Annotated in this window: 12 protein-coding genes; all 12 read right to left on the bottom strand. The window is 68.0% G+C overall.

The window, feature by feature from the left end; translation table 11 throughout:
• Window positions 1-749 precede the first annotated feature (749 nt).
• Window positions 750-1565: a phosphodiester glycosidase family protein gene (locus tag AADX97_RS00265; RefSeq protein WP_374232911.1), complete on the bottom strand. Its 816-nt coding sequence runs from the start codon at window positions 1563-1565 to the stop codon at window positions 750-752.
• 178 nt (window positions 1566-1743) lie between these two features.
• Window positions 1744-2181, bottom strand: coding sequence for a hypothetical protein (locus AADX97_RS00260; RefSeq protein WP_374232912.1), 438 nt, complete (start codon window positions 2179-2181; stop codon window positions 1744-1746).
• Window positions 2182-2185: 4 nt separating this feature from the next.
• On the bottom strand, window positions 2186-2443 hold the full coding sequence (locus tag AADX97_RS00255) for a type II toxin-antitoxin system Phd/YefM family antitoxin (protein WP_374232913.1): 258 nt from the start codon (window positions 2441-2443) through the stop codon (window positions 2186-2188).
• A 226-nt stretch (window positions 2444-2669) separates the two neighbouring features.
• Window positions 2670-5012, bottom strand: a complete 2343-nt coding sequence (traN, locus tag AADX97_RS00250; protein WP_374232914.1) for a conjugal transfer protein TraN — start codon at window positions 5010-5012, stop codon at window positions 2670-2672.
• 15 nt (window positions 5013-5027) lie between these two features.
• Window positions 5028-5444, bottom strand: a complete 417-nt coding sequence (locus AADX97_RS00245) for a hypothetical protein (RefSeq protein ID WP_374232915.1) — start codon at window positions 5442-5444, stop codon at window positions 5028-5030.
• The gene (locus AADX97_RS00240; protein WP_374232916.1) at window positions 5431-6462 is read right to left on the bottom strand and encodes a TraU family protein; all 1032 of its coding nucleotides are present in this window, start codon (window positions 6460-6462) and stop codon (window positions 5431-5433) included. The genes AADX97_RS00245 and AADX97_RS00240 overlap by 14 nt, the downstream gene beginning before the upstream one ends.
• Complete coding sequence (locus AADX97_RS00235; RefSeq protein ID WP_374232917.1) at window positions 6459-7622, bottom strand: TrbC family F-type conjugative pilus assembly protein; 1164 nt, start codon at window positions 7620-7622, stop codon at window positions 6459-6461. The genes AADX97_RS00240 and AADX97_RS00235 overlap by 4 nt, the downstream gene beginning before the upstream one ends.
• Window positions 7623-7641: 19 nt before the next feature.
• Complete coding sequence (lepB, locus tag AADX97_RS00230; protein WP_374232918.1) at window positions 7642-8172, bottom strand: signal peptidase I; 531 nt, start codon at window positions 8170-8172, stop codon at window positions 7642-7644.
• Window positions 8169-8546, bottom strand: coding sequence for a hypothetical protein (locus tag AADX97_RS00225; protein WP_374232919.1), 378 nt, complete (start codon window positions 8544-8546; stop codon window positions 8169-8171). The genes lepB and AADX97_RS00225 overlap by 4 nt, the downstream gene beginning before the upstream one ends.
• The gene (gene traC / locus AADX97_RS00220) at window positions 8536-10950 is read right to left on the bottom strand and encodes a type IV secretion system protein TraC (RefSeq protein ID WP_374232920.1); all 2415 of its coding nucleotides are present in this window, start codon (window positions 10948-10950) and stop codon (window positions 8536-8538) included. The genes AADX97_RS00225 and traC overlap by 11 nt, the downstream gene beginning before the upstream one ends.
• On the bottom strand, window positions 10947-11108 hold the full coding sequence (locus AADX97_RS00215) for an RRXRR domain-containing protein (RefSeq protein ID WP_175534686.1): 162 nt from the start codon (window positions 11106-11108) through the stop codon (window positions 10947-10949). Before AADX97_RS00215 ends, traC begins: the two co-directional genes overlap by 4 nt.
• Window positions 11105-12022: a hypothetical protein gene (locus AADX97_RS00210; RefSeq protein ID WP_374232921.1), complete on the bottom strand. Its 918-nt coding sequence runs from the start codon at window positions 12020-12022 to the stop codon at window positions 11105-11107. Before AADX97_RS00210 ends, AADX97_RS00215 begins: the two co-directional genes overlap by 4 nt.
• Window positions 12023-12069: the final 47 nt, after the last annotated feature.

Genomic DNA, 12069 nt, shown 5'->3' with positions numbered 1-12069 from the left:
GGACACTACGAGCGAGAAACGGAGATACGAGTCTATCAACAGTACGCACTCTACCGCGCGGAGCCAGATAGTCGCCTAGAGTGGATAAAGTGGAGCCGAGGTGTTTCAGGCAAATAGCGAGATCACCATTGCCTCTTGGTACACCGCAAACTAAATGACTGAGAGAAATCATCCAATCAGAAGAGCCAAAAAATTAATGGTAAGTGGCATCCAATCGCGGGCACAGGGAGATCTTGCATGTCGTTGCACGCAAGATATGCCGCCGAATGTCATCGCAGAACTCTATTTTAAAGGAATCGCAGCATAACACAGGCATCTTGTCTAGCTGGGCGGTGTGGTAACTGAGCATAAGTGCGAATTTCCAGGCGCACTAAGTTCGGTGGACACAGCATGTGGCGCTCCTGCGCAGGACGGCCGTCGGCTGTCTGGGCGATTGCGGACTCCGACGGACAAAATTCCACTGTCCACAGTATTGCCGATAGCGCCCCTTCCGGGCCGCAGTGCCAAGGATCCGCGACTGACCGCTCCTGGGGCGGAGGAGCCACGAATGCCGGCGACTCGACTGGCAGCAGACCGCGTCCACCAAGTCGAGCAGACTCATGGCAACCGTCGGCTTACCGCCGGGCACCGGTGATGGCATCGCCGGCGCCTGCCCTTTGGGGGCTCCGAGTGCCGATGCCGATGTCGCTTTCCGGAATCCATCTTCGCAGTGGGGTGCTGGCCGATCGGTTTCGCTCCCTCGGCACGGATCAACGCGGGCAGATTCCGAGGAGGTTCCGCACGCGTTTCCAGGGTTGCAGGGTCATGGGAGCCCGGTCGGCGCCGCGCTCGAAGAAGAATCCCGTCGAGGATCCGCCGTCGAGGTTGATGGCGCGATCCACCCTCCAAGGCGTTAGGACGTCCGGGACAGCGAGAATGTCCCCGAGCTCGGCGAGGGAGAGACTGCTCGTGGTCGCACCGATGACCCAGTGTCCGCGCCAATCCGTGGCGACGAAGGTGCGGCGCCGCGGATCGGCGGTGGACAGGCCCCGCACCGGGCGTGCGTTTTCCACGAGATAGGGTCCGGTCTGCAACAAGGCGCTGATGTGCGGGTGATCTTGGAACCGGCCACGCCGGACGAGGTGGATGCCGCGCTCGTCGTTGTAGATTACGCCGCTCAGAAGTTTTGCGGTCTCGAAGCGATTGATCCGTTGTCCTTTGGAAATCACGAGCCCGGCCGGCTGCCGATCCGGATGGAAGAAGCCGCCGTTGACCCCGGCGACGCAGCCCTCGCTGCGGAAGGCGGACTCCAGCGTCGCGTTGGCCGCCTCGGGGCCCGCCCCAAGATCGATGACCTCCAAGCGGAACGCTCGCGAGGTGAAGAAGGCGAGGTGTGCGCTGACTTGTTTGCCGTCGGACGGGCGCACCGCGGTGCGCTTGGCGTAGGCGAGGTCCGCGCTGATGTCCTGCCGCTGCGACTCCCCGGCAGGCGTCCAGTCCGCGGCGAGCGCGTTCGAAGCCGGCAGCAGAAGGGCCAGGAGGAGAATGCGCGGCCACGCCGGACGGGCGTTGAACGACCTGCGCATGCGACCGGCTCGCTCTCGTCGGATCGTCGTCTTCATCGACCCGGCTGCCGGAATCCTTTCACTGGTCCTGCATCATGGCGTCGAGTTGCTTCCAACTCCGGTAGCGGCTTTGCCGATGGAGGGTCGGCCGGGACCGGCGGATGCCGCGAGCAGCGAAACACGCTTGGTCATGGCATTCTCATTCGGTTCGCGGCACAAGACCGACGCGGCGGGCCTCGAGTGCTCGCAGCAATTTGGTCTTGATCTCCTTGAACAGAACCCCGGGTAACTCGCCATAGGCCACGCTCGCCAAGTCGCCGGGACGCGCGAAGCGCAAATCCGGACCCGGCCACGTCAATCGGTTGGCCTCGGTTAAGATCACCCAGGATCGCTCGTTGTCCAGTGCGAGACGGCGCTTGGTCGCAGGCGGAAGCTCGACGGCCAGGGACGGGTCTGCCGGCGGACTGTGGGTGACCGGCAGAACCGTGACGATTCGCTCTCCCTCCTGGTTTGTCGTGACCAAAATCACGGCGCAGGGGCGGTCCTTGAGCCCTTCCTCTTGGCCGCGTCGGTGTGCATCACCCCATAAGTAGGCGTAGCGAATCACCAGACCCGGGATTGGCTCCGGCAATGTCACTGTTCTAGCCGGTCACTTCAGCGTCGAAGGTGGCGGCGTGCGGTGATGCCTCGACGGCGCGGAGGGCCTGGAGGTCGGCCTCGGTGAAATCCGCCAGCTGCATGACCTGACGGTCACGTTTCTTCAGCCGTTGGTATTCATCCACCGACAAGACCACCAGCCGCTCGCGTCCGTTGCGCGTGACCGCGACCGGCTCCGTGAGGGCGACATCCTGATAACGGCCGAAGTGTCTCTGAAATTCGGCGGAGCTAATGGTGACCATAACCTTGCGTCCTCGAGATCTGTCTTTTCGATATGATACGTAAGATCCGAATGATGCGGAAGATGGCAGGCCGTTCGTTGACCTGTGTTCGAATTCCGTGAACGATCGACCGGTGTGGCTTTTCCGGACGGCATCAAGATGCCGAAGCGCTCGCGCGGAGGCGGGCAGCGGGCGCATTCACGGCTCGGTGGCGAAGGATCTCGGGGTGAACGATCCCGACCCGCGCCTACTCGGCCGGCAGGGCCGGAAGCGTCTCCCGCCACAGCTCGGACTCGGCCTCCTTGCGGACCTCCTCGCTGTCGAGTCCGTCGCTGCGTTGCACGGTGCGTGTCGCCGCATCCGCCCGGCCCTCGCTGCGGACGGTCAGCGCGCTGCCCGCGCCGGTCAGATCCTCGACGGTGAGGGTCTCCAGGGTCGGGAAGTGTCCGGTCTCGTAGAGGATTGCCAGCCACTCGTCGAGATTCACCCGGGTCCAGTCGACGCGCGCAAAATCCCGGATGTCGATCCCCGAGCACTCCGGAGATTGCGCCTCGCCCCAGTCGCGCCCGAGCTGCGGGCGGATCTGCTGGTTGAGGATCCGCGCGAGCGGGGTGTTGAAGCAGCAGTAGCTCTCGCGCTTCTCCACGCACCAAGTCAGCACCTCCTGTTTGCAGTAGGATCCGACGCGATGGCAGGCGCGCAGCTCCCGCTTCGCACCCAGCTCGAACTCGCTCTGCTCGCAGGTCCAGATGATGCGGATCAGGATCATCGCCACGGTGTAGATCATGTAGGCGTACATCGCCCAGGCCATGGCCGTGCCGAGCCAGGCCGTGCCGCCGCCGAGCTGCAGCACCGAGCCTTCGGCCACCACTCCTCCGGTGACCGCCACCCCGCCGCTTGTGGTCGAGAAGAGCGCATTGACCGCGGCATCGCCGAAGAGCTGTGCGGCCCATTCCGCGGTCTGCTTCAGAAGCGCTTGTTTGACCGCATTCAGTCCGACCTCGGCCGCGGCATCGGTCGCGGCCGCCGCGGTCTTGCCGGTGAAGCTGTTGGCCACGCTGGTGAACGATTCCTTGACCGCGCTCCAGGTCGCGGTGACCGGCTGGCGCAACGTCTCCCAGGAGCCGCGGATCATGGCCCCTTTGTCGAGCCCCATGATCGCGGCATCGATCTTGCCGAGTGCGAAGATCAGACCGACGTAATCCGCCAGCGACACCCCTTGGGGTCGCGTGCAGCAGTTGACGATCCCCCCGACCGCGCGTTTGCATTCATGGGCGCTGCCCGAGAACACCCGACAGCTGCCGCCCGGCGTGCACTGCATGTCCGAGACCGCCATCTGCACCGTTTGCAACGCGCCGACCGCCTTGGCGAAGTCCGCCGACTGCTCCTCGGGAAACTCCGCGCAGTCGGTGCCGAGGCAGCGCACCGGACCGGCACAGTCGAGCGTGCGGTTGCGCTCCAGGAACGGGATGGTGCGCGCGGCGCCGCAGTCCCAGGTCTCTTCAAACAGAAAACAGATCCCGCGGTTGTCGACGGCCCCTTCGACACATTCGGACTTGATGAAGCCGCAGGCGGGATCGGCCTCCAAGGCGATGCAGTCGGAGGGTTGATCGCCGTCGTTGTAGGGACACTGCAGCTGTCCCTGCGGATCGGTCCAGCATTGCATTTGCCCTTGGTTGAACCCCGAGCAGCTCGCGGTCACCTTGATCTCGGTGCAGAAGGGGTTTTGACCGGCCACGGGCGGGGCCGCCATGGCGTCCGGGCAGATCCGCACGTCGGCGTGCTCGTAGCAGCTGTCCGCGGCGAGCGGGGGCGAGCCCAAGCATTCGACCGTACCGCTGCAGAAGTCGCTGCCGAGGGTCTCGAGCAGGTCGTAACAGCCGTCGTTCGCGCCCCAGACACTGCGCAGCGGCCGGGAGGTGTAACGGATCTCCACCGCAAGCGCGATCGCCCCGAAATAGACGGGGTAGCTGAACTGCTCCCTGCACAAGGGGCACGCCTCGGTGGGTCCGCCCTGATCGCTGTAGGTCCAGGTCTGGTCGTGGCGCAGGCTGAACCGACCGCCGTTGCGCAGGTTCTCCGTCATGGGTGTCGCGTCGAACCAGTCGCCCGGCGTGGTGCGCGCGCGATCGACCCCGGGAAAGCGCGCCGAATACCAGGAACGCGTTCCCTGGAGAAACCACCCCTCGGCGGCCTCGTGATCCGGTCGATCGCCGAAGACGAGCGTAACCTGGATGCTTTCAACGCGTGCCGGATCGCTCACGGCGAATTCGCCCTCCAACGGGGGAGCGTCGACGGGGACGGCGCCGGAGCTCGCGTCGATTTCACTCCAGGATCCGCCGCGCTCGAGCACGACCCGCGTGCAGCCGGGTCCGCAGCTCTCCAGCGCCGCACTGCCGCCGACCGTCACGAGACTCTCCTGCGACGGGAGCGCGTAGTCGTGATACCAGGAGCAGGAGCCGCCTTGCGGGGTCAACCGATCGCAGGTGCGCAGATCCGGAACCTGGACCTCGCGGGCGCCGTTGTCGAAGGTCGTTGCGGTCTCGCAGTGTCCGAAGGTCTCGGCGATCGCCTCGAAGGTGTCGAGCACGTCGTCGGTCTGCGCCTACAGCGGGTCGATGCGCATGTCGGGACGGGAGCGCTCGACCGAGCCGCGCAGGGTGCGGTACGCCTCGCCGGTCGCCGAGCCCTCGGTGATCAGGGCACCTTGGGCCTGTTGGCCGTGGATCAGGGTGCCGTGGTGATTGCCGTAGAGGCCGGAGAAGCTCGCCGGGTCGCCGCCGGCGGCGCCGGGAAAGAGCGCGTCGAGACGCAGGTCCCCGCCCGGCAGCGTCAGCGTATCGCCCGAGAGCGCCGGCAGCGTCAGTGCGCCGGTCGCTTCGCGCCCCGCCTGCTTGCCCGCGTCGATGGCGTCGGCGAAGTCGTCGCCCCACACCAACGCCCACGGGGTCCAGACCAGGGCGATGCAGAGGAGGCCGGTCAGGACCCGGACCGGGAGGAGATACCGCTCAGAAGGTCGCACAGCAGTCGTTCCAACGCCACAGCAGATAGAGATGGTCCTCCCCGACCGCGGGGATGTTGCGCCACTCCCCCCAGGTGAACGGGCTTTCGCCGATCACGTGGGCGCGCTGCGTCTCGGGCAGAGGGTAGAACATCGAGAGCTTGTACTGGCTCTTCGGGAGGAAGGGCGCAATCGGGGAACCGCACAGGGCGTCGTTGCCCATCGTGCGACGCGCGAGTCCGCGCCGATGCAGGGCGGCGAGAGACCGGGCCGAGGCCAGACTGGTTTCGCGCGCACGTGAGCCGACGGTCGGCCCCCGCCCGGTGAAGGGATAAAGGTTGCCCCAGGTCCCGGCACACCAGAAGAGCGCATCGATCGGGGTGCCCGCGGTCGCCGCGGCGGCATCGGCCAGGCAGGCGGCCAGGGCGACCGGATTGGCGAGCCAGGCGGCCTCCGGGTTGGTGAAGAAGGCCAACTCGTCGTGGTTCCAGGTCGGATCCAGCTCGGAGACATAGAGCAGGTCCAGATCGACATAGCCGTCCGGGTTGCAGCGGTCGTCCCAAAACAGATCCAGCAGGATCAGCAGCGGGAAGGCGTACCAATGAAAGTTGTAGAAGGAGGTATCGCTCGCGTCGTATTCGGCTTGACCCGCGGTGCCGAGCAGACGGCGACTGCCGAGCGGCAAACGGATCCCGCCCAAGGCCGGCGCGCAGCGCGGGGCATGGACCAGCTCGATCAGCCGCGCGGGCTCCCACATCCCGACGGTGAAGCCCGGATGCGGCACGCCGAGGCCGTCGTTGCAGGCACACAACGGTGCGGAGGCCGCACCCGCCGGTGCGCTGCCGCCGAACAGGGGCATGCCGGCGATGCGGATCGGAAACAGACAGGCCCAGCAGACATCGGTGATCAGCTTGCCCGAGAACAGCTCGGCGTCCGGGCAGGCGGGGTCGGCGGCCCGAACGGGGGACTGCGACAGCGTCAGGACGACCGCGAGCAGTCCGGCGAGGCGGGGCAGGGTGGGTGCCTTCAAAGCCTTCATCGGGGTTCCTCGGGCGGATGCTCGCGCACCAGGAAGACACGACCGGCGGACTCGACGCTCGCCGGCACGCGCTCCAGGGCGAAGCGTTCGCGCACGTCCGGGGTCAGCAGATAGACCGTCTCGTCCAGGGCATCCTCGATGGCGCGAAAGCCCTCCCAGCCGGCCTCGCGTTCCAAACGGGTCGCCAGATAGACCGGGCGCAGCGGCCCGGCGCTCTCGCCCAGCGTGCGCGCCGTGCGGACCTGGGCCGGCTCGGTCGGATCGAACACCACCAGACGCAGCCCGAAGGCCAGGCGATCGAGCGGATTGAGCCTCTCGCCGGAGCGCACCAACAGGGTCCCGTCCGGCAGGGCGATGTCGACCTTCGCCTCGATCACGGGATCGATCACCCGCGTGCGGGGCTCCCGCGCGGTCGGCAGGTATTCGAAGACCGCGCGTGTCCAATAGCGCGCGAGCGCCTGCTCGCGCAGTGCCGCGAGATCCAGGGCGGCGACCCGGCGCGCGATCTCCTCGAGCATGTCCGGTTCGGAGATCGTCTCGACCGGTCCGCGCACGCCCAGGTCGCCGGTCCGGCCGGCCGCCACCTGCGCCTGCAGCCATGCCGGATCCGACAGGCCGGCGACCCGCGCGATCTCCCCGTCGGGACCGGACAGGATCATCAGCGGGACGGCCTCGGCGCCGGTCTCGCGAAAGGGTGTCGGGTCGAGCTCGACCGCGGGCATCGGATCGAGACCGTCCAGCTCGGCATGGATCCCGCGCATGAAGTCGATCAGCGGTTCGCCTTCGGCCACCCCGCGAAAGACGATCCGCACGTCGGGTCGGGCGGCGGTGGCGAAGATGTCGCGCAGGGCAGCCGCGCCCAGCGCGCGCGAGACCAGGAGCGTGATGGTCTGCTTCGGCGTTGCGGTCGCGGTCGTTTGCGCGTCGGGGAGGGCGGGCATCTGCGCGGTGGTCAGTCGGTGCAACCGTTCGCGCTCGGCCGCGCCGAGCGCCTCGCCCGCACGCGCCGACGCCGAAGAGCCCGGCCGGAGCCAGTCCGGAAGCGTCGTGCCGGAGACCGCCTCTTGGGTGGCGCCGGCCTGGTCCCGCAGCGCCCGCAGGTCGGCGCGCTCGCTTGACTGGGCGGAGGCCGTCGCGACGAGCTGAAGCGATAGAACCAACAGGGTAGGGAACCGACACTCAGAACACCGCATAGGCCCGCCCGATGATCTGCTGACGCGGCAGCGGCCCCCAGTAGCGCGAGTCGAAGCTGTCGCGGGTGGCGCCCATGATCCAGACGGCATCGGCGGGGACCATGACCTCGCGGACGAACGTCGCTGCTGGCGTGCCGAGCGTGCCGGCCAGATCCAGCCCTTCGCCGACCGTTCGCCCGTCGACCCGCGTGGTCTGTTCAGTGACCGAGACCGTCTCTCCGGGCAGGCCGACGACCCGTTTGATCACCTGCATCTGCATCGGAAAGTACGGTGCCATGCGCTCGCCGGCGGGGAAGGCGTAGAGGCCGTCGCGCTCGATCGCGTCGTCGTGGCGATCCACCAGAAAGAGGGTGTAGGGCGGCAAGCACTTGTCGACCTGATCGTCGATCGCGATGCGATAGCGCGTCCCCAAATAGACCATCAACACCAGGACAACCAGCAGCACCGGCAGACCGTACCGGATGGTGCGTGCGAGGCGGGCCGCGGGCGAGGTGGCGATGTTGGTGCCTGCGCTCATGGCTGCGTCCCCGACGGCACATCGCGCTGCCGGACATAGACATCCTCAGGTGCCGCGAGCACGGCCTGGGCGTCCAAAACCAGAACGTCCCCGTCGGCGAGACGCACGGCGGTTGTCCTGAGGTCCGCGATCGCCTCGCCGACGTCCTCCGGCGCGATCCCGTCAAGGGCGGCCGCGACATCGATGATCAGCACCGGCGGGCGGGTGGCGATGGCCTCGCGCAGCGGCTGGGCCGCGATCTCGGCACCGAGGTAACCGCCGGCGAGTGCCGCCGGCAGGATCGCCGCGAGCAGCAGGAGGGAACCTGCACGGCGATCCGCGGGAACCCGGGTTTCCGGGTGCCGAACCTCGGGGACGGTGGTCTCAGGCAGCATCGGACGCCTCCGTCTCGGCCCCCGCCAGCAAGCGGTTGATCGCCTCCTCGACGCTCATCCCGCGCTCGCGCAGACGCCGGATGGCCGCCACGTCCGCGGGCTTGGTGGAGTAGAGCAGCTGGCGAAAGGGGTCGACCATCAGCCGGCCGATCCCCGCGCCGCTGTCGGTCAAGGTCATGATCTCGGAGTAGGCGCCGGGAACCGTGTGCACGGTCTTGAGCATTTCCGCACCCGCGGCGGTCATCGGCAGACGGTGATCGGCCTTGAGCCGATCGATGGCGTGACCGGGTTGGGCGAGCAGGAGGGTGTGGGCGCTGTTGTCGGCGATCGCCCGCCCGGTGGGGTTGGCGTAGAGGTCGGCGAGGGACTGGGTGACGGTGATCGCCGCCCCGTTGTACTTGCGAAAGCGCCGGTAGCCGTGCTCGATGAAGGTCGCGACATCCCCCTGGGTGAGCAGATCCCAGGCCTCGTCGATCAGCACCAGCTTTTGGCGCGCGCGCTCGCCCAGGTACATCGCCTGCTGGATCTGGAAGATGAGCTGCAGCAGGATGACCTGCTGCAGGTGTTTGCGCCCTTTGAGCTCTTCGAGCTCCAGAACCACCAGGTCCGCGCTGAAGTCCATGGTGTTGCGCCCGTGGAACCAGCGACCGTATTCCCCGCGCGAGGTGAAGGGGTAGAGCTGCACGCCGACGTCCTGCAGGCGCTCGTCCGCGCAGGCGAGCATGGCCGCGGCGATCAGATCGACAGTCATCGCCGTGCCGTGGGTGTCCCACAGCTCGCGCAGGGCACGCTTGAGCCCGGCGGTACGGTAATCGCCGAGCGGCTCGGTCGGGGCCGCCATCGCGGTGACCATGGCGGCGATCACGTCGGCGTCTTCTTCCCACGTCTGCAGCAGCTCGAAGGGATTCAGCACGATGTCCGAGTCGGCGGTGAAGGCGACGAACTGCCCGCCGAGGGATTCGCACAGGTTGGCGTAGCTGCGCCCGACGTCGATCACCCAGCAGCGCCCGCCGACACTCAGGTTGGTCGAGAGCAGCTCGTTGGCGAGGAACGACTTGCCCGAGCCCGAGGAGGCGGCGATGACGGCGTTGTAGTTGGTCGCCGAGTCGAAGAGGCTCAGATCCACGAGCTGGCCGGTGCGCCCGACCAGGTTCAGGACCGGGGTGCCGGTGCCCTTCCAGTCGCCGAAGACCGGCATGAGCGCGACGGCATGGGCGGCCGAGAGGGTGCGGTAGCGAAAGCTGGTACGGATCGCCCCGCGATCCGCCCCGAACGGCAGGCAGTTGAGAAACAGCGGCAGCACGAAGAAGCGGTCGGTCAAGACCTGAAAGCCGAGCTCGCGCCAATAGGTGCGCAGATTCGAGGCCGCGCCCGCGGCCTCTTCCGGGGCGGTGAAGAGCACGATCCCCAAATACGCCTGCAGCGGGCGGTCGCCGTGGTCCAGACGGACGAACAAGGCGTCGAAGTCGCGCTTGTTGTGGGCGAGCCGCGGCATGTAGTGCGAAAGATTGCCGCTCACCTGATGGGCCGCCCACTGCGCACGCGAGGTGAGATTCACCCGCGTCGCCTCGGGGTCCGGGAAATGCAGGTTCAGGGTGATCAACGCATTGTGGCGCACCCCGCGCGAGCCCGAGAAGGGATCCCCGAGGAAGCGCGCGGCCAGCCCGAAGCCGGCCCGGTCGGGAAAGCGCTTGACCGAGAAGGTCTGGATGCGTTGCTCCCCGAGCGTGATCCCCTTGGCGTCGACATCGATGCCGACGTCGTAGTCCAGATACTGATCGCGCACCGGACGCCGGGCATCGCACTCGGGCGTGATGCGGTCGCGCCACCCCGCCTGCGCTCCCCAATTGAGCAGGGTCGTCATGATCCGCACGTGGCGGTCGGCCGTGAGGCTCGTCGGGCGCATCCCGGCGGTGACCAGCACCTGCAGGGCGGTCGCCTGCAGCTCGCGGGCATCGCGCAACTCGTGCGCGCTCGGCTGCGGGGCGGCGAGCGGCAGCTTGGCCGTGAGCAACACCTGCAGCTCGCGCAGCCGCAGATCCCCGGCCGGGGAGAGCGGGGCGGTGCTGCCGGCGCGCAGATAGGCGGCGGTGCGGCGCGTGGATTCGCGCAACAGCGCGGTGGCGGTCTCGATGCGCAGCCCTTCCATGCGCGCGACCGTCTCCTCGATATCCGGAGAGGTCCAGAGCGCGACCTGCAGCAGGGTCTCGGGCGGCCAGTCGAGATTGCCGAGCACGAGCAGGCGGTCGGCGTTGGACTGATCGGCGGCGGACAGGGGCTCGCACAGATAGCCGAAGGCGAGCGACTGGTCGTCGAGCAGGAACAGATGGCTGTCCGGGTCGTAGGCCAGGGTCGGGAAGAGCGCGTTGGCGCGCGAGCCGGTGAACCGGCGCGGTGTCGTCATGAGGGCTTCTCGGTGAGGCGGATGATCGGGGGCGTGGTCGAGATCCAGGTCGCGCGGCCCCGGCGGACCATCTCCCTGGCGCGGCGGCGGGCGCAGTCGCTCAGGGGTTTGCCGGAGGGCGAGCGCACCTGGACCGGGGCGGTGCGGGATCGGCTCATGGTCGCGGCCCCTGCGCACGGTCGAACAGGCGGGTCTCCGCGAGTCGGAGCATCGGGCTGGGATCGCTCGGGTCGGCAGGCAGGACGCCGAGCGATACCTGGGTCGCGCCGTCGACGGCGGCGTCTTCGCGCGTGACGATCAGCGCATCGTCGCGGGCCGACGCATGAAGCCGGAAGACGGCGCCGCGTGTTTCGATACGCTGCTCGGCGGCCGAGGTCGGCGCGAACACCTGTTGCGGGTGGCGTCGGATGTGCGCCGCGCTCCAGGCGAGCGGGTCGACCGCGTCGGCGGTGAACAGCGCGCGTCCGTCGGGGAGCAGGATGGCCACGCCGTTCGCGGTCGTGGCGACGGCGAGGTGACCGGCACCGTCGCGTGCGTGCGCCGCCTGCGGTTCGCCGGTCGGTGCAAAGGAATATTCCGCTTCGCTGCAGAGCGCTGTGGGCCCGGCTCCTGCGGAGGATCCGCGGTCGGCCTCCCGGTGCGGGGCACAGCGGGTGACGACGAGTGTCCGGGACCGGGACGGAACGCCGTCGGCGTGGTGCCCTGCCAGTCGGTAGGCGACCAGGAACAGACCGTCCGCGCCGTCCGCGGCGAGAGCGATCGCGCGATCGAGCACCGCGATGTCCGGATCCGTCGGGTAGAGCAGATCGGCGGTACCCGCGAGCCAAGCGTCGCGATGGGCGAGCGCGCCGTCGATGACCTGTCGCGCGCTCGTGCAGACCGCCGAAGCGCGCGCGGGGATGCGGCGGCAGACGTGGACGTCGCCCGAGCGCGGATAGACGACGAGATCGCCGACGCCGGGCAACGCGCCGATCAGGGATTCGGGAAGCCGCGGGGCGTCGCCGGCGTGCGCGACCGCGACCGCCATCACGAGGGCCACGCCGGCGACGGCGCGCCTGTCGAATCCGATCATGAAGACCTCGCGTGGTTGAGGGGTCCCGTGGTCGGGACCCGGCAATG

It is taken from the genome of Thiocapsa sp. C2-2m (assembly GCF_041903745.1).
GTDB classification, from domain to species: domain Bacteria; phylum Pseudomonadota; class Gammaproteobacteria; order Chromatiales; family Chromatiaceae; genus Thiocapsa; species Thiocapsa roseilacustris.
Note: the sequence above shows the minus strand (reverse complement) of the source record. Positions and strands in the feature narration are given on the sequence as shown.

What these genes read in the sequence shown, in the direction of transcription:
- AADX97_RS00265 (WP_374232911.1), bottom strand. Translation starts at nt 1,565, where the DNA reads ATGCGCAGGTCGTTCAACGCCCGTCCGGCGTGGCCGCGCATTCTCCTC.
- AADX97_RS00255 (WP_374232913.1), bottom strand. Translation starts at nt 2,443, where the DNA reads ATGGTCACCATTAGCTCCGCCGAATTTCAGAGACACTTCGGCCGTTAT.
- AADX97_RS00240 (WP_374232916.1), bottom strand. Translation starts at nt 6,462, where the DNA reads ATGAAGGCTTTGAAGGCACCCACCCTGCCCCGCCTCGCCGGACTGCTC.
- lepB (WP_374232918.1), bottom strand. Translation starts at nt 8,172, where the DNA reads ATGAGCGCAGGCACCAACATCGCCACCTCGCCCGCGGCCCGCCTCGCA.
- AADX97_RS00225 (WP_374232919.1), bottom strand. Translation starts at nt 8,546, where the DNA reads ATGCTGCCTGAGACCACCGTCCCCGAGGTTCGGCACCCGGAAACCCGG.
- traC (WP_374232920.1), bottom strand. Translation starts at nt 10,950, where the DNA reads ATGACGACACCGCGCCGGTTCACCGGCTCGCGCGCCAACGCGCTCTTC.
- AADX97_RS00215 (WP_175534686.1), bottom strand. Translation starts at nt 11,108, where the DNA reads ATGAGCCGATCCCGCACCGCCCCGGTCCAGGTGCGCTCGCCCTCCGGC.
- AADX97_RS00210 (WP_374232921.1), bottom strand. Translation starts at nt 12,022, where the DNA reads ATGATCGGATTCGACAGGCGCGCCGTCGCCGGCGTGGCCCTCGTGATG.